A 21,312-nucleotide genomic window follows, 5' to 3' on the forward strand; every position below is an offset into this window, starting at 1 on the left:
TTGCTTTTATCAGCTGAAAAGCTATTGTGTCAAACCATTTAATGCATCGGCTGCTGATTTCACAGCGGCTGCTTTTTCTGACGTTTTTGTGGCCGTATCAGTAACTGGTTTGCTGACTGATTCTGTTAGAGAGGCGGCTTTTTCAGTCACCGCTGTGGCTGTTTTGTCTGCGGCATCACTTACCGCTTGTTTACCTGATTCGACAGCGGCTGTAGCGGCATCACTGGCGGCAGTTGTCGTATCAGAAGCCATTTGTTTTGCACTGTCAACAGCTGTGGATGCAGCATTTTTAGCCGCATCAGCTGCAGAACCGACCGCATCCTGGCCGGCTTCGGTAATATTGGTGGCTGCGTCAGATGTTGCGCTTGCTGCACTTGCCGCCGCTTCTTTAGCCTTTTCCAAGCTGCCGACTAATGAATCGGAAACAGTAGATGCGGCATTGTTAGCCGTTTCTTGGGTTTGTTCTGCAGCAGATGGCGTATTATTTGTCGCAGTCTGCTCGCCTTCTTGTGCTTTGTCACAAGCGGTTAAAGAAAGTCCGAGCGATGCAGCAATTAAGAGGTTTATGGTTTTCATTTTTTATACCCTCAGTCAATGTGTTAGTTCAAACCGCCATTCTAGGACAAGTTTCCTTAAGGATATCTGAACAGATCATGTTTTTTCCTGGATAGAGGGGTGTTTTGTGTTGTCACCGGTTTGTCATAGATGTGTCATATAAATGTCATGGCATCGCTGGATAATCAGCCTAGTCAGTGGACTATTAAAAAATAACCGCTGATGCTGCATAACACTAACAAAATATAATCGGGAAAAAATCATGAAAATCAATTTTACTGCTTTGGCCGGCACACTGATGCTGGCCTTTATCAGTGACGCGTCAGCCGATAGAAATCGTATTGTCCCTGCCTATCAGGCGACAAATCACTGGTTTGTAGAAGGCGCTGAGGTCATTAAACATCGGCCGAAGATGTATAGACGTAAAAAAGCCAAAAATATCATCCTGTTTGTCGGTGATGGTATGGGGGTGTCGACGATTACTGCCGCGCGTATTCTCGAAGGCCAACTTAAAGGCCAGCCGGGTGAAGAAAATATGCTCAGCTTCGACTTGTTTCCATATACTGCGATGGCGAAGACCTATAATGTCGATGCACAAACACCTGATTCTGCCGGGACTATGACGGCAATTATGACGGGTGTGAAAACCAATATCGGAGTCTTAGGTGTGGATGAATATGTCAGCCGAGGTGATTGTCGCTCAAGTTTTGGGCATGAATTGGTTACCGCGCTGGAATTGGCTGAAATTGCCGGGAAATCAACCGGTGTGGTGACGACAGCGCGTATCACCCATGCCACCCCTGCAGCGACTTATGCTAAATCAGTCGAACGTAATTGGGAAGACAATTCGGATATGCCGGCCGATGCGATTGCAGCAGGCTGTGTTGATATTGCTGCACAGCTGGTCGATTTTGAAAGCATGTTGAAAAGGCGTTTTCCTCGCGCGCGCCATATTGATGGTATTGACGTTGCTATGGGCGGTGGGCGTCGGCATTTTTTACCTAAGGATGCGGCATTTAACAGTCCTGATGCCCGTAGTGCAGTCGAAGGAGATCGTACCGATGGGCGCAACCTGATTCAGGAGTGGCAAACACGCTATTCTGATGGTGTTTATGTTTATGAGCAATCTGGGTTTTACAATATTGATCCTGAGTCTACCTCGAAGGTATTAGGGCTGTTCAACGAATCGCATATGCAGTATGAGGCTGACCGCAGTAATGATGTTGCCGGTGAACCATCGCTGACAGAAATGACTGAAAAGGCCATCCGGATTCTTGATAATAACCGGAAAGGATATTTTTTGATGGTTGAAGCGGGTCGAATCGATCATGGTCATCATGCAGGCAATGCTTATACCGCACTGACCGATACTATAGAATTGGCAAAAGCCGTGCAGGCGGCTGTCGATACGGCAGATATGGAGGATACCTTGATTCTGGTTACGGCCGATCATAGCCATGTGTTTACAATCGCTGGATATCCGAAGCGTGGCAATCCGATTCTGGGTAAATTGGTCAGTGTTGGCCAAACTGAACCAGCGTTGGCAGCAGATGATCTTCCCTATACCACATTGGGTTATACCAACGGCCGTGGTTTTCGTGACTTAGGTGATGAAACAAATGCCGATGTGGGTTATGGCTTACCGATTACTGAAGGCCGAGTGGATTTGACTGATGTTGATACCGAAGCACCGGGTTTTCATCAGGAAGCGTTGATTCCACGCAGTTCAGAAACGCATGCGGGCGAAGATGTGGTGATTTATGGTAAAGGGCCGGGCGCACATTTGTTGGGCGGTACGCAAGAGCAAAACATTATCTTTCATGTCATGAATGCAGCGGCGAAGTTGGAAGAGAAGGCCGGAGAAGCTATGCATCGTAGAGACGAAGGCAGATGGGATAAGTTGACAGCATGGAGTAGGAATGATGACTGATACCGTTTTTCAAAAAGCGGATATCAAAGCGGGGTGCATTGTGCTCCCCGCTGTTTTCCGATTTAATCGACGACTAGGGGCTGTTGCCATTTCACATAGGTAACCATAAAAAGGCGCAAGCCAGAGCGATAGAGCCTTCAAAATTTCGTTTGAGTTTGTCATATCGCGTGGCGATCGCTCTGAAATGCTTAAGTCTTGCAAACACATTTTCAACGAGATGGCGATATTTGTAGAGACACCAATCCATTTCATCATTTCCCGAGTTGAATTCTTTTTTTCTTGGGATAACAGGAACAGCCCCTTTGTCTTTAATTTGAAGACGTAATGCTTCACTGTCATAGCCTCTGTCAGCAACTATATAGTCACCTTTTGGGAGCTCTGCAACTAATTTCGGTGCTTCTTTACAGTCATGAACTTCGCCGCCTGTCACTGAGAAATGAATAGGAAGACCACAGGCATCAACGGCCATATGAATTTTACTGGTGTTCCCGGCGACAGATTTCCCTATCGCTGTTTCTTGTTCACAGGCCGCACCACTACTATGCTGATGTGCTTTCACAATACTCCCATCAATAAATTCCCATTCCAGGTCTGGATCAACAACCAAGGCGTTAAAAATACCCATCAGTTTTTCTTTACGAGACCAGTCATTGAATCGTTTATATACCGCATTCCAATTACCAAAAGCCGTGGGTAAATCTCTCCAGGGACAACCTACTCGCAAGCGATAAAAAATACCTTCGACTGTTTTTCGAAGACAAGGTTTGTCATAAATTCCCATTTTCAACATAATTATCTTCAGTTTCTCCCAAAGTTCATCCGTAAGCAGTTGTCGCGGCATAGTTTGCTTGTTTTTGAGTCAAAATAAACAATCTATGTGGCGGAGTTATTGAATTTCAAGGGGATTTTCAAAACGGCAACAGCCCCTAATCTCGTATACTTTTATATTGCTGATGATGCTGGTAAGTATTGTTAATGCTTCGGAAGTATGTACGGAATCTCCGGAACTCATGGGTGTCCGTTATCAACAGACGGTCGTTGATTTACAGAAAAAACAACGAAGACACGACATATGGAGCTGTGGCGTGATGGTAACCGGGTGTTATATGTCTATCCCGACCAGGGTCTTGCCGAACAATGGGAGCGTTCTGGTCACGGTAGTTTGCATCTGACGACCTGGTTTGATAAGGATAAGCAAGGTATCAGTATATGCCTGAAGACCTTGGAAAACGTGCGGGTCCAAAACACTGGGCTGAAAAGTGGCAGATTATAGCGGATTCGGCAGTGCAGGCGATGTCGCTTGAGGCGACTCGGGGCGAAGGCTGCTCGCTGACACAGGTGCGGGTAATGAGCTCCCAAAAACGTCAGGCCAGCTTAGACTGGAATGTGGCCTTAAAATTACCTATGCGCTACAGCGTAAAAATCCAAGATAGGCATGAAATCTGGCAGCTTGAGGAAATGGTCACGGCGGCGGATCGAGTTAAACAGGCTTTTAATCAGCGTGCCGCTTATAAAACGACAGATTATATTGATATCGGCGACAACGAGTCAGACCCTTTTCTGCGCAAGCTTATTCACTTAGGCTTCGTATCACATGGTGCCAGTGGTTTTTATGATGCAGAGGGCCATGAGTTGAAAAGTGGGCATTCTCATTAGCTTGATATAATCGTCAAGTTAATCATTTCATAAAACAGCCTCGCAGTGAAGTCGGTTGTGAGGCTATTCATGGCTGAAATTATTCCGGCTTTAAATGGCTTTGTTGCATAAATAATCCACAGCGTACTCTTTTCTTAAATTCCAGTCTTTATTCATGAAACAGAATAACTTTCAGGCATACCCAGGCCTGTCATTTTATTCATTGCGCCGACGCGGAGATACGCCTCAACCATCTGAGCCGCAAAGGTCCGGTTTTTTAATTGGCCACTAAAGAGCGTTTTGATGCGAAACATAGCCGTTTCAGCCAGGCTGCGTTGATGATAACCACTTTCTTGTTTCCATGCCTTTCTCCCGATTTCAGCGCAACGTTGAACAATCGCTGTTCTTGGATGAGTTCTCCCATCTTCATCACTCGGCCATTCCACCGCCCCTTCCCGCGGCGGTATCAATGCATCGGCGCCTTTGTTACGAATCGCCTGATGACACTGGATCGTATCATAAGCGCCATCCGCCGCCACACTGGCAACTTGGTCGTGTTCATCCAGCTGCTCTAATAAATCCGGCAAGACTTCGGAATCACCAACAAAATTAGCCGTCATCTCAACTGCCACGACTTCCTGCGTTTGTGCATCAACCATGATATGGAGTTTACGCCAGGTTCTGCGCTTGCTGGCACCATGTTTGCGAACTTTCCACTCGCCTTCACCGTAGACTTTTAAGCCGGTCGAATCGACGACTAAGTGTCTTGGCGTTCGACTGCTTGAACGAGGCAGCCGAACCTCCAGAGGGAGTGGGTTAAATCTGTGTTTATGCATGGATGTTTCTGCCAAATTCTACCTTATTTATTAACAAACCAATCACAATATCATGCATTTTTTCTAGCTTAGAGAAACAGATTGTTCGACGGGTCAATCGTTTGATCCATGTTCTAAAATTCAGGTTTTTCGTTCAATTTTTGGGTATTTCTCTTCCCTATTTCATGTATCTCAGCATCAAGATGACGCTCATAAGCCCCCAGTCATCGGTGTAATAACGGCCAATATTTAAAGGGCTAAGTAACGCTTTTAATTCTTTGAAAACAATGTCCTTACGCTTGCCAAAAACATAAGCGAGTACCGTGTTGGTTTTATGATCAACAGCGTGCCATAGCCAGCGTTGATTGCTTTTATTGCCTACAAAAGACCACTGTTCATCCACTTCGGCCTCTTCACAGCAGACCTGCTCTAACCTGACCTCCAATGGTTTCCCTTGATCAAAGGTCTGAAAAGAGGGTTCACCTGAACAAGACTGTTTTCTTTATTTTTTAAAGTGCGGGTCACTGTGTTTTTATTGATTTTAAGAACCCGTGCTGTGTCTCGAGTGCCACTACTATTGATAGCCATTTCGACAATTTTTTCTTGGATTCCAAATTCACAGGCTTTGTAACAATATTCCAACATGAAAGTGTTGGTTGGGCAGTCTGAAGTCTGGCAACGATATCGCTGTACACCACCATCGCTTCTGCCTGATTTCATCAGTTGAGTATTAGTACAGTTTGGGCAGGCGATTGCTTGATAATATTTCATGAGGGAATTATGCAATAAATCACTTTCTTATTCTACTGTTCCTAGCATAAATACAGATTTAACCCACTACCCAGAATACGTCATCGGGCTTCCTCTATAGCCTGTCTTTTCAGGCTGATGCCATTGCTTGATCATGGATTCTTCGAACCATAGCGTTAATGAACCTCGATTGATCAAGGCTTGATTGTAATTCGACCAATTCTTTAGTTTGTAGCGTTGTTTCTTTTTCTTGTCCATGCCCTATAATATGGGGATCCTTATGATTTATGCAACAAAGCCGCTTTAAATCGTCATGTTTTGGTTAAGATGACGGTTGGGGAAAAGCGGGTAGCCCACCGCTTGCGGGATTTTCTGGAAGTCAAGGACTGGAAAACAGAGTCATTGAAGCGGATTATCAAAAGCGAAGTCACATTAAGCGGTGATGATCGGGCTCGAATGGGTCTAATGAATAGACACTTCAGGCCACTGAGAACACAGAGAATAATGTTTCTACAGGGTCGTTAATAACCGAATGAATCCAGATCAGTCAATGGAATTAAACGATACAAACTATAACTCGGTGTGCTCTGTGATCTCTGTTTTGATAAAAGTTAGAGGCCAGAGAGTTTTTTCACAGTAATGGTGAATGGAAGATAGATTATGGGAATTAGATTGAAGAGCCGCTGCGTAACATCAGTAAATAAGTGACTGAATTTTAAAAAACACAAAGAGTTTGCCCATTTTTTATGAAATTTCCGCGTTAGGGCTTGCATAAGCCGCAGGAAGTTGGCATAATAACCGCTTCGAATACGACAGGCGCGTAGCTCAGTTGGTTAGAGCACCACCTTGACATGGTGGGGGTCGGTAGTTCGAATCTACTCGCGCCTACCAAACTTAAAAAGCATCCATCGTGATGCTTTTTTTTATTGTGGAAACAAAAAATAATGCCTGTAATTACGCTTCCTGATGGTTCTCAACGTCAATTTGAGCAGCCAGTTACCGTTCTTGATGTTGCTCAATCAATTGGCTCCGGTCTGGCTAAGGCAACAATCGCCGGTAAGGTAAACGGAAAACTGGTTGATGCCAGTACGCTTATTGATGCTGATGCCAGTCTGCAAATCATTACCGACAAGGATGATGAAGGGCTTGAGGTAATTCGCCATTCAACCGCACATTTATTAGCGCAAGCGGTTAAAGAGCTGTTTCCATCAGCGCAGGTCACGATAGGTCCTGTGATTGAAAATGGCTTCTATTATGACTTTGCGTATGAGCGGCCCTTCACGCCGGAAGATTTAAAGGCGATAGAGAAAAAAATGCAGCAACTGGTTGCCGAAAATCTGCAAGTCAAACGGTCGGTAATGAGCCGGGATGAGGCTGTTGAGTTTTTCAAAGATTTAGGTGAGGAGTACAAGGCTGAAATTATCGAGTCCATCCCATCGAATGAAGAATTATCGTTGTACAGCCAGGGTGATTTTACCGACTTGTGTCGTGGCCCGCATGTGCCGTCTACGGGTAAGCTGAAAGCCTTCAAGCTGATGAAAATTGCCGGTGCCTATTGGCGGGGTGATTCCAACAATGAAATGCTGCAACGCATTTATGGCACGGCCTGGGGCGATAAAAAAGCGCTGAAAGAATACCTGCACCGTTTAGAAGAAGCCGAGAAGCGGGATCACCGTAAACTGGGCAAGGCGCTGGATTTATTCCATTCGCAAGAAGAAGCGCCTGGCATGGTGTTCTGGCATGATAAAGGCTGGACGATTTATCAGCAGGTCGAGCAATACATCCGCAATAAACTGCGTGTTAATGGCTATGGCGAAGTAAAAACGCCGCAGGTCGTAGATCGCAGCTTGTGGGAAAAATCCGGTCACTGGGACAAATTTGGTGAGATGATTTTTACCACCCACTCGGAAAGCCGTGATTATGCCATCAAGCCGATGAATTGCCCGTGCCATATTCAAATTTATAACCAAGGGCTTAAAAGTTATCGTGATTTGCCGATACGGATGGCAGAATTCGGTTCCTGTCATCGCAACGAGCCTTCAGGCACCTTGCATGGTTTGATGCGGGTCAGAAATTTTGTTCAGGATGATGCACATATTTTTTGCACTGAAGAGCAAATACAAGATGAAGTCTCGGCATTTATCGATTTGTTGTTTGAGGTATATAAGGATTTTGGTTTCGAGGATGTCATTATCAAATTATCAACCCGTCCGGAAAACCGGGTTGGAGATGATGCTGTCTGGGATAAGGCAGAACAGGCATTGGAACAGGCATTGAATGCCAAAAAACTGGACTGGGAATTGCAGCCCGGCGAAGGGGCATTTTATGGGCCGAAAATTGAATTCTCCTTGAAAGATTGTCTGGGCAGGGTTTGGCAATGTGGCACGATCCAGGTTGATTTTTCCATGCCAGGGCGGCTGGATGCCACCTATATCGCCGAGGATGGTTCCCGGCAGACACCGGTCATGCTGCACCGGGCTATTTTAGGCTCGTTGGAACGCTTTATTGGTATTCTGATCGAGCATCATGCCGGCACTTTTCCATTATGGCTGGCTCCCGTTCAGGTTGTGGTGATGAATATCGCCGACAGACAAGCTGAATATTGCCGGCAAATTGTTCAGGAATTAGAAAAACAAGGCTTTAGAGCAAAAATAGACTTGAGAAATGAGAAGATAGGCTTTAAAATTCGCGAGCATTCCATGCAACGTGTGCCTTATTTGCTTATAATTGGTGATAAGGAGCTGGACGAAAAAACGATTGCCGTTCGCACCCAAAAAGGGGATAACCTTGGTAGCATGGCGATTGATGATTTAGCTGCACGCATGCGGGATGAAATAGATCAAAAAAAATAACTTAGACTGGAGGATTAGAACATCGCTTCTAAAAAAGATACAACGCGCTTGAATGACGCCATAACCGCAAGACGGATTAGGGTAATTGGCGCAGAAGGTGAACAGCTCGGCATTATTTCATTGACTGAAGCTAAACAGTTAGCGGCTGATGCGGGCATGGATTTGGTTGAAATTTCACCGAATGCAGATCCTCCGGTTTGTAAAATCATGGATTACGGCAAGTTTTTATTTGAACAGAATAAAAAGCAACAAGCCGCTAAGAAGAAACAGAAACAAATTCAGGTTAAGGAAATCAAATTTAGGCCGGGAACGGAAGAAGGCGATTATCAGGTTAAATTACGGAATTTGACTAAATTCCTGAATGAAGGGAACAAAACCAAAATCACCATTCGCTTTCGAGGCCGCGAAATGAGCCATCGTGAAATTGGTATGGAGTTGTTAAAGCGGGTGGAAAAAGACTTAGAAGAAATTGCTGTCGTTGAGCAGTTTCCGAAAATGGAAGGGCGTCAGATGGTCATGGTCATGGGGCCTAAAAAGAAAAAATAAGGCGCAAGCCTTAGTTGATAATGCAGGATGCATTATGTCGCGCAGATGCGCAGATAATTCGGCCGGGCCTTGCATTTTGCCTTGTCGGGTTTTTCTCAAAAGGATGTGTTTTATAACGATTATTGGAGAAAACAAATGCCTAAAATGAAAACCCATCGTGGTGCTGCCAAACGGTTTAAAAAAACCGGCAGTGGTAAAATCAAATGTAATCAGTCGCACAGACGTCATATCCTGACTAAAAAGTCGACCAAAAGAAAACGTCAGCTTCGTAAAGCGGCCACTCTTCATGCATCAGATGCCAAATTGGTGTCGCGGATGATTCCTTACAGTTAACAGGTTGGAGAAGAGAAAATGGCCAGAGTAAAACGTGGCGTCACTGCCAGAGCAAGACATAAAAAGATTTTAAAGCAGGCGAAAGGCTATTACGGTGCACGCAGCCGGGTCTATCGCGTCGCCAAACAAGCGGTCATCAAAGCTGGGCAATATGCTTATCGTGACCGTAAACAAAGAAAACGTCAATTTCGTGCATTATGGATTGTCCGTATCAATGCTGCAGCACGTCTGTGCGGCACGTCATATAGCCGCCTGATCAATGGATTGAACAAAGCGAATGTGGCAATCGACCGTAAAGTATTGGCTGACTTAGCTGTTCGCGATATGGATGCGTTTGCTAAAATCGCTGAAATTGCGAAAGCAAATCAAAGTCAACCTTAAAACGACGCGATAACGGTCGTTGATTCAAGACTTCCTCCTTTTTCACAAAAGGGGGTGTTCGGGATTGCCGGGAGGCTGTCGGGTCATGGGCTTCGTCATAAGACGAGTAGAATTATCCATAATCCAGCAGCCTCCTTGTTCTTTGTAATCCCTGTTCCTTACAACAACAACAAAGTAGGCTGAGCTGTGTCGGCTAACATCGAAGAAATTCTCAGGCAGGCTTTGAATGCGCTTGTCGATGTCCAGGATTTAAAACAGCTGGATCAAATCAGAGTCGATTATCTGGGCAAAAAAGGCCTTTTTACGCTGCAAATGAAAACCTTGGGAAAAATGGAACCCGAGCAGCGCAAACAAGCCGGACAGATAATCAATCAAGCTAAAAATCAACTGCAACAAGCATTGGAAAAAGCGCGAACGGCGCTACAGCAAGCCGAATTGGCTAAAAGGCTGGCGGCTGAAGCCGTCGATGTGACATTGCCGGGGCGTGGGCATGGGGTGGCAGGTTTGCACCCGGTTACCACGACTTTGCGCAGAATTGCACAAATTTTCGCTGCTGTCGGCTTCAAGGTTGTGGAAGGGCCAGAAATCGAAGATGACTATCATAATTTCGAGGCCTTGAATATCCCGGCGCATCATCCTGCCAGAGCCATGCACGATACCTTCTATTTCGATGCACATACCTTACTCAGAACCCATACTTCGCCGGTGCAGGTTCGGGTGATGGAAGCAGAAAAACCGCCATTGAAGGTTATTGCGCCAGGCCGCGTTTATCGTTGTGATTCCGATCTGACGCATACGCCTATGTTTCATCAGGTTGAAGGCTTTTTAGTCGATGAGGATGTCAGTTTTGCGGATTTGAAAGGCGTTGTGTATGAATTTCTTAGAGCATTCTTTGAAAAAGATATTCAAGTGCGCTTTCGGCCCTCATATTTTCCGTTTACCGAGCCTTCAGCCGAAGTCGACATCGAGTGCGTGATGTGTGACGGGCAAGGTTGCCGCGTTTGCGGGCAAACCGGTTGGCTGGAAGTGATGGGTTGCGGCATGATTCATCCTGAAGTATTTAAGGCGGTTGCAATCGACAGCGAACAATATACAGGCTTTGCTTTTGGTATGGGGGTTGAGCGTCTTGCGATGCTGCGCTATGGCATCAATGATTTGCGGTTATTTTTTGAAAATGATCTCAGGTTTTTGCAACAGTTTGCTTAAGGCGGAGAAGAAAAATGCGAATAAGTGAAGCGTGGCTGAGGGAATTGGTTAATCCGCCTATCAGTACGGACGAATTAGTCGAGCAGATTACTATGGCTGGCCTGGAAGTCGATTCGGTGGAGCCAGCAGCGGCTGAATTTAGTAAGGTTGTCGTGGCCGAGGTGGTGTCACTGATACAACACCCTAATGCTGATAAATTAAAAGTCTGTCAGGTCGATGTCGGTGATAAGGCGCCTATTCAGATTGTCTGTGGCGCAAGCAATGTACGAGAGGGGTTGAAAGTTCCTGCAGCGTTAGTTGGTGCTGTTTTGCCGGGCAATTTTAAGATCAAAAAATCCAAATTGCGGGGCGAAGTTTCATTGGGCATGTTGTGCTCTGAAAAAGAACTGGGCCTGGCCGATGATGCTAGTGGTTTGATGGAGCTCGCTGACGATGCCCCGGTTGGTATGGATATACGTGAATATCTGGCCTTAGATGATCAATGTATTGAAGTGGATTTAACGCCTAATCGCGCCGATTGCCTTAGTGTGGAAGGAATTGCCCGTGAAGTGGCGGTGTTGAACAAAATAGATTGGCAGCCGAAAGTATTTGAAGTTGTTCCGGTTTCTCATCAGGATACGATTGTGGTCGAGGTCGAGCAGCCGGAAAAATGTCCGCGCTATCTTGGCCGCGTTATCAAAAATGTTTCGGCTCAGGCTGAAACACCGGTATGGATGCAGGAACGCTTGCGCCGTTCAGGCTTGAGGAGCTTAGGGCCTTTGGTGGATGTAACAAACTATGTGTTGCTGGAAATGGGGCAACCGTTACATGCGTTCGATGCTGATAAAATCAGCGAGGCAATTGTCGTTCGTGATAGCCAGGCGGATGAAAAGCTGGCATTGCTGAATGATCAGGAGATTATGCTGGATGCGGATACGCTGGTGATTGCCGATCGCAAACATGCCTTGGCGCTGGCAGGCGTTATGGGTGGGCAGGATTCGGCCGTTTCTGATCAGACACAGAATATTTTCTTGGAATGTGCTTTCTTTAATCCAGTCGCCATCGCCGGGAAAGCTCGTCAATATGGCTTGCATACTGATTCTTCGCATCGTTTTGAACGAGGTGTCGACTTTACTTTACAACACAGAGCGATCGAACGAGCGACACAGTTGATTGTTGCCATTGCCGGTGGAGAAGTCGGGCCGGTGACTGAAGTCGTGCATGAGCAATTTTTGCCGCAACGTCAACCTGTTCTGCTTAGGCCGCAACGGATTCAGAAAATACTGGGTATTGAAATGCCCGACGATCAGGTCGAAGATATTTTTACCCGTTTGGGTATGAAATTGGAATCTGATGCGGAAGGATGGCGCATTACGCCGCCCGGTTTTCGTTTCGATATCAGTATAGAGGCGGATTTACTGGAAGAAATTGGCCGTATTTATGGCTACAACAATTTACCGAATAGCCGCTTGTTGATGCGTTCTGCATTGGGGGCGGCGCCAGAAGCCAAGTTGCCGCTTGATAGGCTGAAAGACTTATTAGTCGATCTGGATTACCAGGAAGCGATAACCTACAGTTTTGTTGATGAAGAACAACTGAAGTTATTGATGCCAGATGAAGTGCCTGTGCGGTTGCAAAATCCGATTTCGCAGGATTTGGCGGTGATGCGGACAACGCTTTGGTGTGGTCTGTTGAATGCTGCAGCCTATAACACGAAACGCCAGCAAAATCGTGTGCGCCTGTTTGAATCCGGCCTGAGTTTTATCAATGCCGAGTCTATTGTGCAAAAGCCTAAATTAGCTGGCATTGCTTTAGGGTCCGTTTTACCTGAACAATGGGGCGAAAAGAGCCGTAAGCTGGATTTCTTCGATGTGAAAGCCGATGTTGAAGCCTTGTTTGCATTGACAGGGTTTGAGTTTAAATGGCTTAAAGATCAGCATCCTGCATTACATCCAGGGCAAACCGCGCGAATCACCACAGCGGATGGCCAGGCTGTCGGCTGGGTGGGTATGTTGCATCCAGAGTTGGAGAAAAAATTTGGCTTCGATACCCAGGTGTTTTTGTTTGAGCTGGATTTAGATAGCTTGCAGCACAAAAAAGTGCCTCGGTTTACAGCGCTGTCCAAGTTTCCATCGGTGCGTCGCGATATGGCGTTATTGGTTGAAGAAGGCGTTAAAGCCTCGGACATTGTTGATTGTGTGATGTCGGCAGGTTTCGAAAAACTTCGGGATGTGCATATTTTTGATATTTATCAAGGACAAGGCGTCGAGCCTGGCTATAAAAGCGTGGCATTGAGTATTGTTTTACAAGATTTTAATCAAACACTTACAGATTCTGAAATTGATGCTATATTTAACGGCGTGTTGCAATCGTTAAATAGTAAATTGAACGCGAAGCTGAGGGACTAACAGATATGGCATTAACAAAAGCCGATTTTTCAGAAAGATTGTTTGATGAATTAGGATTGAATAAGCGTGAAGCCAAAGAGATGGTGGAGCTTTTTTTTGAAGAAATAAAAGCTTCCCTGGAAAGAGGCGAGCAGGTGAAAATATCCGGTTTTGGTAAGTTTGAATTACGCGACAAGGCCAGTCGTCCCGGCAGGAATCCAAAAACAGGGGAAGAGATTCCCATTACCGCGCGGCGCGTGGTAACATTCAGAGCGGGTCAAAAACTTAAAGCCAGGGTGGAGTCTTATGCTGGAACCCAGTAATAATAACGAATTACCGCCGATACCGGCAAAACGCTATTTTACCATTGGAGAAGTCAGTGAGTTGTGCGCGGTAAAGCCCCATGTTTTACGTTATTGGGAGCAGGAATTCAGCGAACTGAAGCCAGTTAAAAGGCGCGGCAATCGTCGTTACTATCAGCGACATGATGTGCTGATGATCCGGCAGATTCGCGCTTTGTTATACGAGCAAGGTTATACCATCGGTGGCGCACGCGCGCATTTATCCAGCGATAATGCCAAAGAAGACTCTATTCGCACCCGGCAACTGGTTCATCAGATGATAGGTGAGCTAGAAGATATCTTGGAATTGCTCAAGTAATCTGACAACAGCGGAATAATATGCTATTATTCCGCGTCTTCGGCAACGTACGATGCCGTTGTATCCTATTCAACTCGGGGCGTAGCGCAGTTTGGTAGCGCACTATACTGGGGGTGTAGGGGTCGTGGGTTCGAATCCCGCCGTCCCGACCAATTTTTTGGGTTAAGTTGAATAGACCTCTCTTTACTAAACATCATTGATGTTTCAGTCATTTTGTATCCATGAAAACACTATCCGGTTCAGCGAAATATAATTTCAATAAGCTGCAAAAACGCTTGCGTCGGCAAACAGGTCAAGCAATCGAAGATTACAGGATGATTGAGTCTGGTGACCGGGTGATGGTGTGCCTTTCTGGTGGTGCCGACAGTTATACCTTGCTGAATATCTTGATGAGCCTTAAGAAAAGTGCGCCCATTTCATTTGATGTTATTGCTGTAAATCTGGATCAGAAGCAACCGGGATTTCCTGAGTATGTGTTACCTGAATATTTACAAGGTTTAGGTATCGAATACCATATTATCAATCGCGATACCTATTCCATCGTCAAGGACAAGATTCCTGAAGGTAAGACGACGTGCGGTTTGTGTTCACGTTTGCGGCGCGGAACCTTGTATTCGTTTGCTGAGGAAATTGGCGCTAGCAAAATAGCCTTGGGTCATCACAAAGACGATATTGTGGAAACCTTGTTTTTGAATATGTTTTATGGGGCTAAATTATCGGCTATGCCGCCAAAATTATTATCCGATGACAAGCGTAATATCGTTATTCGACCTCTGGCCTATTGTCGAGAAAAGGATATTAAACGGTTTGCCGATTTGATGGAATTTCCGATTATTCCGTGTAATCTTTGCGGTTCACAGCAAAATCTGCAGCGGCAGGCGATTAAGGCTATGCTGGCAGAGTGGGATAAAAAAGGCGGGCGCACCGAAGCTATTTTTTCGGCAATTCAAAATATTGCGCCTTCGCAACTGGCTGATAATGCTTTATTCGATTTTAAAAATCTTAAAATCGATCGTTCTGGTGAACGTAAACCCTATGCATTTGATGCGCAGCAGGAAGTTGATTCCTATATTCCCGTTACGGATCAGACGGGGCTGGATATTTTGGAGCAATAATGGCGATCGCCCTGTTTACTGATTTTGGATCAGAAGGTATTTATACAGGGCAGATGGAAGCGGTGATCGATACGATTGCGCCTGATGTGCGCGTGATATCGTTACTGAACAATGCCCCTAAAACCAACCCTTTTTTAAGCGCTTATTTATTGTGTGCCTTATGTCGACAGTTCCCTAAAAAAACGGTATTTTTGTGTGTGGTCGACCCTGGTGTAGGTGGCAATAGACGGGCGCTTGTGCTTAAAGCGGATAATCAGTATTTTGTCGGTCCAGATAATGGCTTATTCAATAGAGTGGCCAAGCAGGCTAAAAGCTGTCGATGGTTCGAAATTATTTATCGGCCTGAATATTGTTCACTGAGTTTTCATGGTAGGGATATTTTTGCGCCGGTAGCAGCGAAGATTGCCTGTCAACAAAGCGATGGTCTGTTGCGGCCTGTTGTGCCGCCCGATTGCTCAGCTTATCCCGACGATTTGAAAAAAATTATCTATTTTGATCATTATGGCAATGCGATGACCGGGATTCGATACCCCCCTGTGTCAGACTAGTTGTCGCCTCTATTAAAACAGAGGAATAAAACGATGTCCCAACGTTATAGTAAAGCATTTAAAGAACAAGCCATATCAAAAGTATTGCAACGTGGTGATAAAACGATACAGTGTATCGCTGATGAATTGAATGTAAACTTGTTTACCCTTAAAAACTGGCTAAAGAAACCTCGTACAACGCCTATGACAGACACCCCGATGAATAAACGCCCAGCTGACTGGTCAATGGCAGAGCGTTTTGCTTTATTAATGGAAAGCGTCGCTTTAGAAGGTGAGGCGTTAAATGCCTTTTGCCGTCAACACGGTATATTTCCGCATCATCTTGATGTTTGGAAAGACGAGTTTATCAAGAAAACCGACAAAGCAGAACAATCAGGAAAATCCCGATCAGACAAGTCTTTACGGGATGAGATAAAACAACTGGAAAAAAGAATTAAATCGCAAGGAAAAGGCCTTGGCAGAAGCCGCCGCCTTATTGGTGCTCCAAAAAGTGCCGAGCGTTCTGGGAGGAAAAGGCGTGATGATTTCTCTTGCAGAACGCGAACAATGGTTGGAATATTTTGATGAAGCCGTCGGCCTGGGCGCAAGAAAATCAAAAGCCGCCGAGATCATCGGCATCAGCTTACGCACTTTGCAGCGTTGGCAAAAACTGAAACGCTATCCGTCGATGGCCGGACACAGCGTCAGTTTACCCCGAGCCATAAGCTCAGTGACGAGGAACGAGCCGAGATACTTGCTATCGCTAATTCGGACGAATTTAAAGACTGTACGCCGCATCAAATCGTGCCGATATTGGCCGAGCGTGGTCAATATATTGCTTCAGAATCCAGTTTTTATCGAGTTTTAAGGGAGGCCAATCAATTATCACACCGGCATACCAGTCGGACACCTAGCTCGCGCAGCAAACCGAAAGCCTTGACCGCAACATCGCCCAATCAGATTTACACTTGGGATATCACCTATCTGGCAACGCAAGTCAAAGGACAGTTCTTTTATCTGTACCTGTTTATGGATATCTTTAGCCGTAAAATTGTCGGCTGGCAGGTCTACCAGGAAGAAAGCAGTCAGTATGCGGCCGATGTCATCACCGATATCTGCCAACGTGAATGCATTCAACGCGAGCAGGTGGTTTTGCATTCTGACAACGGTAGCCCAATGAAAGGCGCAACCATGCTGGCAACCTTGCAAAAACTGGGGGTAGCGACTTCACTCAGTCGGCGCTAAATGTCAACCAACCTGTCGCATTTTTTGCAATAATTTACGAAATGAATTTTATTAAGCTGCTTGACATTCTGTTGTGTTGAAATTTTCCTTATCCGGATTAAGATAAACATGGCCAATGGGCGTTAAATTTCGTGTTTGTCGTCCATTCCATCGCTCTGGATTGTCTCTTTTTGCTTGCTCGATGACTCGTTTTCTTTTTTCGAGTACGGCGCTGTCTAAGCCGTTATGGCGTTGGTTGGGTGTTACAAACTTGAGCGCACTGTGTTGATGTTCATTGTTGAACCAACAAACGAAAGCTTCAACCCAGTTCCTGGCTTCGCTTAATGTTTTAAAAGGGTTTTCTGGAAAGGTATGATGATATTTGACTGTTTTAAATAACGATTCTGAATAAGGATTATCATTACTGACACGAGGTCTGCTGAACGACGTGGCAATGTCTAAATCGACCAATTTGGCCCTTAATGTTGCGCCTTTCATCGGACTGCCGTTGTCAGAATGTATCACCAATTGCTTTTTGTCGATGTTTTCCCGGCGAGCGATATCTTCGATCAAATCAGCAGCGTGTGCGCTTGATTCGGCATCATGAACTTGCCAGCCTACGATTTTCCGACTATAGATGTCCATCACCATGTAGAGGTAAAAATACTGCCCTTTGACGGGGCTTAATAAATACGTAATATCCCACGAGTAGATTTGATTGGCCTGTGTGGCTTTGAGTGACTGCGGTTTATTATGCTGACCTGCGGCTCCTTTAGCTCTGTGCTTAAGCTGGTTGTGGGCTTTCATGACACGATAAAAGGTTGATTCTGATGCGAGATAGCAGCCCAAATCCAATAACCTCGGAACGATTTGATGCGGCGTTAAAGCGCTGTATTCCGGTTTATTAATCACGGTGATGATTTCTTGCTTGATGGCCTCGGATAATTGATTGTGCACAGGCGCTGTATTGTGCAGTCGTAGGTCTTCTGAGAGTCCTTCTCCCCGGTTCCAACGCTGATAGGTTCGAGCTGATATACCCACCAGTTCACAGGCTAATTTCTGCCGCGCTCCATTGTCAACGGCTTCATCAATGAGTGCGCTGTAGTGTTGGCGATCTGAGTAGGCGATTAATCGGCCGCCTTTTCCCCCCAGATCGCTTGGCACTTTTTTGATAACACCAGTAAAGCCGCTGTTTCTGATAACGCTTTCTCTTTGCGGTTTAGCTCCTTATGCAAACGCTTGTTTTCTTGTTTGAGTTTTGTTTGCGCCTGTTTATATACGGATTCTGTTGATTTAGATTCTGACAAAATTCCGCTTTCCAGGTATTTAGATGATGTAAGTAGATGCCTTGTTCACGACAATAGGCGCTAGCCTGATCATCGGTGAGATGATGACAATGAACAATGGCTTCAAAACGTTCTACTGTATTCCAATCTTGAGGGCTTTTTCTTTTGACATGTTTGACTCTGTTTTTCGAGTTGATTTTTCTTAGCTAACCGAATCCATTTTTGAAGTGTGGAGTAACCCACACCTAAAGTAACTGCAATTTGCTTTAGCGATTGTTCTGGTCTTCTGGATAATGCTTTTTCTACTGATTGTACTTTAAATTCTTGGCTAAATACGCTCATTTTTGTCTCCTGATTTAAAATTTCCTAGGCGACAGGTATGTTGACATAGGGGGAATTTGAAGCGTTGTTAGTAACAAATAACACGATTATATTAAAGTTTTTTCTACACATCAGTCCCGAAGAGCAACTCAATCGATTCAAAAACGCCTGCAAGACCCTAATCGTTGGTGGAAAATAAGTGAATCGGATTATAGCGAACGGCAATACTGGGCAGATTATCAACAAGCCTATCAAGATGCCTTACAGCACTGTAGTTCAGTGCAAGCGCCTTGGTTTGTTATTCCATCCGTGTCAACGGCCAAAATAATTGAGCCAGTTTCGGCCATTAATATTGAGCCACTTTTCCAGAGAAATAGTTATTTGTTAAGTTTAGATTTCAGTCGATAACTTTCGCCTCCCAGCATAAAAATGTGTGAATGATGGATGAGCCTATCTACAATCGGCACGGCCACATTGTTGTCGAAAAAGAACTCACCCCAATTCGTAAATTCTTTGTTGGTTGTCAGGATGATTGAGCGGTATTCATAGAGCGCATTGATCAATTGAAACAAGTTGTGCATACCTTGTTTATTCATCGGTAGATAACCGAGCTCATCAATGATCAACACATCAAATTTGAGTAGCTGATTGATTTTCTTTTCAACTCGCCTTTGAGTTCAGCTAATTCCAATATTTCCATAAGAGCCAAAGCCGTGTTGAAGCTGACTTTATAGCCTGCATCAATCGCTTTAAGCCCCAGACCAATAGCCAGATGCGTTTTACCCACACCTGGCGGCCCGATAAAGACGACGTTATCTCGATTATCAATAAAGTTAAAGTCACACAGGCTATTCATTTCACGCTTGCTGATCGTGGTCTGAAAGCGATAGTCAAACTCTTCCAGGCTTTTATGCAAGGGAAAACCTGATCGCCGTCTGTTTTGTTCAATACGTTTACTGTTGCGTTGATTTTCTTCATACTCAACCAGACTTTGTGCAAACTGTAGATAAGAACTTTCATTTGCCTCAGCTTGGCTTAATAACGGCTCAAGATGTTCTGCAATGGCTGACATGCGTAGGCTTCGGAATTTCTGGGTGACCTGATCAATGGATGACATGGCTCTCTCCTTGACCGCCAGGGTGGCCATTTAGCGCAGCATAATGCGCTAATGCACTATTACCCTGATTAACTTGATCCTGTGTGACTTGCTGACTCTGTGAGTCGTTATTTTTCTCTGGGTTTTGTTGGAAAGCCAGCAGACGTTCTCTTAACCCTGTTGCTGTTAAGCGCGGTGTATTGATCAATCGTGATAAATGTTCTGCTTCAATAGCACCATATTGTTTGCAATACGCGCTGACTATTTGTTTAGCGCCCAAAAGCTGGTCTTTATATATTTTGGGTGAGGTCGTTTTAAGTAAGGCGCATAAAGCCTGAGTCTGCTCTGTGTCACCTAAAATGTGTAAAAGCTCAGCTTCTAAGTCTTTTATCCTCTGGGCTTTATCACGGTAATGATCGGTGTTCTTGATGACTTGACCTTTCTCGATGCTGATCAGGTGTTCAGCAATTTTGTTACCTGTTTCTAAATCACTGATGATTAACTGACCTGTTTCGGTTTTGACACCGACACGGGCACTTTGATAGGCCATCGGCACGGAGTATTTATTGATTGCCAAGCGATAAGTCCTGTTTTATCGGCTTTACGTGTAGCGACAGTACTTGCTGAATAAGACGCTATACAGGAAGGTGTCAAATAAGGCTGCATATGAGCCTGTTCTGACTGATCATAATATTCTCTGGGTTTTTACCTGTGCTGCCATGAACACGTTGATTAGCGGTATTATCCAACCAGTCAGAAAAATACTGTTCTAATTCATGCCAGCTGGCAAAGCTTTCACCATAGAGCCCATTGTTTTTGGCATACTTTACACCTGCTTCAACCTTGCCCTTGCTTTCTGGGTCATAGCCTTCACAGGCATGAATACGAAATCCAGCGGCGGTTGCATACTGAAAAAAGCTGATTAAGGTTTAATTCCCTGAAGGTTTCACTGATAACCACCAGTTTAGTTTGATCATAAACACATTCCTCAGGCATGCCGCCAAAATAACGGAAGGCGACATCATGCTGTTTGATCAACATCTCGGTATTAATCGGCTTATTTGATAAAGATACATGCATTAAACGAGAATAAGACAATACGAAGACCATTAAATAAACGGTGGTTTCAACACCATTAATCATCACGCCACGCAGTTCACCGCCATCAACCTGACATTGTTCGCCAGGCACCATATCTATGACAGGCTCATAGTAACGGGCTTGCTTAAAACTGATTTCTTGCTTCAGTGCTTGAATATAGCGTCTGACAGAACGATCTGACACGCTCAGTGTTTCAACCTTGGCCTTCAGTTTACGTAACACTTTAACCGCTGATAAATCGGGATAGGTTTGCAGCAGTTGAATAATGTAGTCCCGATATTCATCTAGTTTCTTAGTTCTATCGGTATCGGACAATATCTCAGTAATTTCTGTTTCTGGCATGTTGAGATATTTACTGACGGTATTGCGAGAAACACCCAATTGTTTGGCAATCTTACGCTTCGATAAACCATTGCCTTGATTGTGTAATGCTTTGATCTGATGAATCACGATCCACTCCTTCATAACGTTCCCTAGATAAATAGAGGGACTGTTACAGCTTTAATATAAAAAAGAAAGTCTGGAAAAGTGGCTCAATATTAATGGCCAGTTTTGGCTCAGTTTAAATGGCCATTAACAATCCGATCATAAATGGTTCCGTAATCTTGCAATA

20 protein-coding genes, 2 tRNA genes and 5 pseudogenes are annotated in these 21,312 nt (G+C 44.9%); 19 read left to right on the forward strand and 8 right to left on the reverse strand.

Annotation, left to right across the window (positions count from 1 at the left end; all coding sequences use genetic code 11):
• Window positions 1-21: 21 nt before the first annotated feature.
• A complete protein-coding gene (locus JEU20_RS13280) occupies window positions 22-576 on the reverse strand; it encodes a hypothetical protein (protein WP_198246619.1) in 555 nt (184 codons plus the stop codon).
• Window positions 577-817: 241 nt separating this feature from the next.
• Here JEU20_RS13280 and JEU20_RS13285 point away from each other — a divergent pair, with 241 nt between their 5' ends.
• Window positions 818-2,485: an alkaline phosphatase family protein gene (locus JEU20_RS13285; RefSeq protein WP_198246620.1), complete on the forward strand. Its 1,668-nt coding sequence runs from the start codon at window positions 818-820 to the stop codon at window positions 2,483-2,485.
• Window positions 2,486-2,576: 91 nt separating this feature from the next.
• Here JEU20_RS13285 and JEU20_RS13290 read toward each other — a convergent pair whose 3' ends face one another.
• The gene (locus tag JEU20_RS13290) at window positions 2,577-3,326 is read right to left on the reverse strand and encodes an IS5 family transposase (protein ID WP_198246621.1); all 750 of its coding nucleotides are present in this window, start codon (window positions 3,324-3,326) and stop codon (window positions 2,577-2,579) included.
• A gap of 231 nt (window positions 3,327-3,557) precedes the next feature.
• Between JEU20_RS13290 and JEU20_RS13295 the strand changes: the two genes are divergently transcribed.
• The gene (locus JEU20_RS13295; RefSeq protein WP_198246622.1) at window positions 3,558-3,758 is read left to right on the forward strand and encodes a hypothetical protein; all 201 of its coding nucleotides are present in this window, start codon (window positions 3,558-3,560) and stop codon (window positions 3,756-3,758) included.
• A 20-nt stretch (window positions 3,759-3,778) separates the two neighbouring features.
• Window positions 3,779-4,141, forward strand: a complete 363-nt coding sequence (locus JEU20_RS13300; protein WP_198246623.1) for a hypothetical protein — start codon at window positions 3,779-3,781, stop codon at window positions 4,139-4,141.
• Between the two features lie 152 nt (window positions 4,142-4,293).
• On the opposite strand, the gene JEU20_RS13305 is transcribed toward JEU20_RS13300, so the two are convergent.
• The 3 genes and pseudogenes from JEU20_RS13305 to JEU20_RS13315 form a co-directional block, all read right to left on the reverse strand.
• Window positions 4,294-4,956: an IS5 family transposase gene (locus tag JEU20_RS13305; RefSeq protein ID WP_198246624.1), complete on the reverse strand. Its 663-nt coding sequence runs from the start codon at window positions 4,954-4,956 to the stop codon at window positions 4,294-4,296.
• Window positions 4,949-5,706 (reverse strand): annotated as a pseudogene (locus JEU20_RS13310) (IS1 family transposase). The gene JEU20_RS13305 and the pseudogene JEU20_RS13310 overlap by 8 nt, the downstream one beginning before the upstream one ends.
• Before the next feature lie 66 nt (window positions 5,707-5,772).
• Window positions 5,773-5,943 carry a transposase gene (locus JEU20_RS13315; RefSeq protein WP_198246625.1) on the reverse strand — a complete coding sequence of 57 codons (171 nt, stop codon included), beginning with the start codon at window positions 5,941-5,943 and terminating at the stop codon, window positions 5,773-5,775.
• Between the two features lie 556 nt (window positions 5,944-6,499).
• On the opposite strand from JEU20_RS13315, the gene JEU20_RS13320 reads away from it, so the two are divergent.
• The 15 genes from JEU20_RS13320 to JEU20_RS13385 all read left to right on the forward strand — a co-directional run bounded on the left by JEU20_RS13320 (window position 6,500) and on the right by JEU20_RS13385 (window position 16,916).
• Window positions 6,500-6,576: transfer RNA gene (locus tag JEU20_RS13320), tRNA-Val, on the forward strand.
• A 53-nt stretch (window positions 6,577-6,629) separates the two neighbouring features.
• The gene (gene thrS, locus JEU20_RS13325) at window positions 6,630-8,537 is read left to right on the forward strand and encodes a threonine--tRNA ligase (RefSeq protein WP_198246626.1); all 1,908 of its coding nucleotides are present in this window, start codon (window positions 6,630-6,632) and stop codon (window positions 8,535-8,537) included.
• A gap of 21 nt (window positions 8,538-8,558) precedes the next feature.
• Window positions 8,559-9,083 carry a translation initiation factor IF-3 gene (gene infC / locus JEU20_RS13330; RefSeq protein ID WP_198246732.1) on the forward strand — a complete coding sequence of 175 codons (525 nt, stop codon included), beginning with the start codon at window positions 8,559-8,561 and terminating at the stop codon, window positions 9,081-9,083.
• A gap of 135 nt (window positions 9,084-9,218) precedes the next feature.
• Window positions 9,219-9,416: a 50S ribosomal protein L35 gene (rpmI, locus tag JEU20_RS13335; protein ID WP_198246627.1), complete on the forward strand. Its 198-nt coding sequence runs from the start codon at window positions 9,219-9,221 to the stop codon at window positions 9,414-9,416.
• A gap of 18 nt (window positions 9,417-9,434) precedes the next feature.
• Window positions 9,435-9,797, forward strand: a complete 363-nt coding sequence (gene rplT / locus JEU20_RS13340) for a 50S ribosomal protein L20 (protein ID WP_198246628.1) — start codon at window positions 9,435-9,437, stop codon at window positions 9,795-9,797.
• A 186-nt stretch (window positions 9,798-9,983) separates the two neighbouring features.
• Window positions 9,984-11,003 (forward strand): phenylalanine--tRNA ligase subunit alpha, encoded by a 1,020-nt coding sequence (pheS, locus tag JEU20_RS13345; RefSeq protein ID WP_198246629.1) that lies wholly within the window; start codon window positions 9,984-9,986, stop codon window positions 11,001-11,003.
• A gap of 14 nt (window positions 11,004-11,017) precedes the next feature.
• Window positions 11,018-13,390, forward strand: a complete 2,373-nt coding sequence (gene pheT, locus JEU20_RS13350) for a phenylalanine--tRNA ligase subunit beta (RefSeq protein WP_198246630.1) — start codon at window positions 11,018-11,020, stop codon at window positions 13,388-13,390.
• Between the two features lie 5 nt (window positions 13,391-13,395).
• Entirely contained in the window at window positions 13,396-13,692 is a 297-nt protein-coding gene (ihfA, locus tag JEU20_RS13355) for an integration host factor subunit alpha (protein ID WP_198246631.1), read from the forward strand.
• On the forward strand, window positions 13,676-14,029 hold the full coding sequence (locus tag JEU20_RS13360; RefSeq protein ID WP_198246632.1) for a MerR family transcriptional regulator: 354 nt from the start codon (window positions 13,676-13,678) through the stop codon (window positions 14,027-14,029). Before ihfA ends, JEU20_RS13360 begins: the two co-directional genes overlap by 17 nt.
• Before the next feature lie 75 nt (window positions 14,030-14,104).
• Window positions 14,105-14,181: transfer RNA gene (locus tag JEU20_RS13365), tRNA-Pro, on the forward strand.
• 69 nt (window positions 14,182-14,250) lie between these two features.
• The gene (ttcA, locus tag JEU20_RS13370) at window positions 14,251-15,144 is read left to right on the forward strand and encodes a tRNA 2-thiocytidine(32) synthetase TtcA (protein WP_198246633.1); all 894 of its coding nucleotides are present in this window, start codon (window positions 14,251-14,253) and stop codon (window positions 15,142-15,144) included.
• Window positions 15,144-15,692 (forward strand): SAM hydrolase/SAM-dependent halogenase family protein, encoded by a 549-nt coding sequence (locus JEU20_RS13375; protein ID WP_198246634.1) that lies wholly within the window; start codon window positions 15,144-15,146, stop codon window positions 15,690-15,692. The genes ttcA and JEU20_RS13375 overlap by 1 nt, the downstream gene beginning before the upstream one ends.
• Window positions 15,693-15,725: 33 nt before the next feature.
• Window positions 15,726-16,256, forward strand: a complete 531-nt coding sequence (locus JEU20_RS13380) for a transposase (RefSeq protein WP_198246635.1) — start codon at window positions 15,726-15,728, stop codon at window positions 16,254-16,256.
• A complete protein-coding gene (locus JEU20_RS15385) occupies window positions 16,210-16,539 on the forward strand; it encodes a helix-turn-helix domain-containing protein (RefSeq protein WP_245395259.1) in 330 nt (109 codons plus the stop codon). The genes JEU20_RS13380 and JEU20_RS15385 overlap by 47 nt, the downstream gene beginning before the upstream one ends.
• Window positions 16,476-16,916: a DDE-type integrase/transposase/recombinase gene (locus JEU20_RS13385; RefSeq protein ID WP_245395260.1), complete on the forward strand. Its 441-nt coding sequence runs from the start codon at window positions 16,476-16,478 to the stop codon at window positions 16,914-16,916. The genes JEU20_RS15385 and JEU20_RS13385 overlap by 64 nt, the downstream gene beginning before the upstream one ends.
• A 51-nt stretch (window positions 16,917-16,967) precedes the next feature.
• On the opposite strand, the pseudogene JEU20_RS13390 reads toward JEU20_RS13385, so the two are convergent.
• Window positions 16,968-18,523 (reverse strand): annotated as a pseudogene (locus tag JEU20_RS13390) (IS3 family transposase).
• 64 nt (window positions 18,524-18,587) lie between these two features.
• Between JEU20_RS13390 and JEU20_RS15985 the strand changes: the two are divergent.
• Window positions 18,588-18,910 (forward strand): annotated as a pseudogene (locus JEU20_RS15985) (hypothetical protein).
• On the opposite strand, the pseudogene istB reads toward JEU20_RS15985, so the two are convergent.
• Both istB and istA read right to left on the reverse strand, forming a co-directional pair.
• Window positions 18,880-19,649 (reverse strand): annotated as a pseudogene (istB, locus tag JEU20_RS13400) (IS21-like element helper ATPase IstB). The pseudogenes JEU20_RS15985 and istB overlap by 31 nt on opposite strands.
• A pseudogene (gene istA, locus JEU20_RS13405) lies at window positions 19,606-21,149 on the reverse strand (IS21 family transposase). The pseudogenes istB and istA overlap by 44 nt, the downstream one beginning before the upstream one ends.
• Window positions 21,150-21,312 lie beyond the last annotated feature (163 nt).

The sequence above is a fragment of the methane-oxidizing endosymbiont of Gigantopelta aegis genome (assembly GCF_016097405.1).
Lineage (GTDB): Bacteria > Pseudomonadota > Gammaproteobacteria > Methylococcales > Methylomonadaceae > Methylomarinum.

Excerpts from the sequence above, each read along its gene's own strand:
- JEU20_RS13305 (WP_198246624.1), bottom strand. The coding sequence starts at position 4,956 with ATGCATAAACACAGATTTAACCCACTCCCTCTGGAGGTTCGGCTGCCT.
- JEU20_RS13300 (WP_198246623.1), top strand. The coding sequence starts at position 3,779 with ATGTCGCTTGAGGCGACTCGGGGCGAAGGCTGCTCGCTGACACAGGTG.
- JEU20_RS13380 (WP_198246635.1), top strand. The coding sequence starts at position 15,726 with ATGTCCCAACGTTATAGTAAAGCATTTAAAGAACAAGCCATATCAAAA.
- JEU20_RS13315 (WP_198246625.1), bottom strand. The coding sequence starts at position 5,943 with ATGGACAAGAAAAAGAAACAACGCTACAAACTAAAGAATTGGTCGAAT.
- rplT (WP_198246628.1), top strand. The coding sequence starts at position 9,435 with ATGGCCAGAGTAAAACGTGGCGTCACTGCCAGAGCAAGACATAAAAAG.
- thrS (WP_198246626.1), top strand. The coding sequence starts at position 6,630 with ATGCCTGTAATTACGCTTCCTGATGGTTCTCAACGTCAATTTGAGCAG.
- ttcA (WP_198246633.1), top strand. The coding sequence starts at position 14,251 with ATGAAAACACTATCCGGTTCAGCGAAATATAATTTCAATAAGCTGCAA.
- rpmI (WP_198246627.1), top strand. The coding sequence starts at position 9,219 with ATGCCTAAAATGAAAACCCATCGTGGTGCTGCCAAACGGTTTAAAAAA.
- pheT (WP_198246630.1), top strand. The coding sequence starts at position 11,018 with ATGCGAATAAGTGAAGCGTGGCTGAGGGAATTGGTTAATCCGCCTATC.
- ihfA (WP_198246631.1), top strand. The coding sequence starts at position 13,396 with ATGGCATTAACAAAAGCCGATTTTTCAGAAAGATTGTTTGATGAATTA.
- JEU20_RS13295 (WP_198246622.1), top strand. The coding sequence starts at position 3,558 with ATGGAGCTGTGGCGTGATGGTAACCGGGTGTTATATGTCTATCCCGAC.
- JEU20_RS13285 (WP_198246620.1), top strand. The coding sequence starts at position 818 with ATGAAAATCAATTTTACTGCTTTGGCCGGCACACTGATGCTGGCCTTT.
- JEU20_RS13360 (WP_198246632.1), top strand. The coding sequence starts at position 13,676 with ATGCTGGAACCCAGTAATAATAACGAATTACCGCCGATACCGGCAAAA.
- JEU20_RS13280 (WP_198246619.1), bottom strand. The coding sequence starts at position 576 with ATGAAAACCATAAACCTCTTAATTGCTGCATCGCTCGGACTTTCTTTA.
- JEU20_RS13375 (WP_198246634.1), top strand. The coding sequence starts at position 15,144 with ATGGCGATCGCCCTGTTTACTGATTTTGGATCAGAAGGTATTTATACA.
- JEU20_RS13290 (WP_198246621.1), bottom strand. The coding sequence starts at position 3,326 with ATGCCGCGACAACTGCTTACGGATGAACTTTGGGAGAAACTGAAGATA.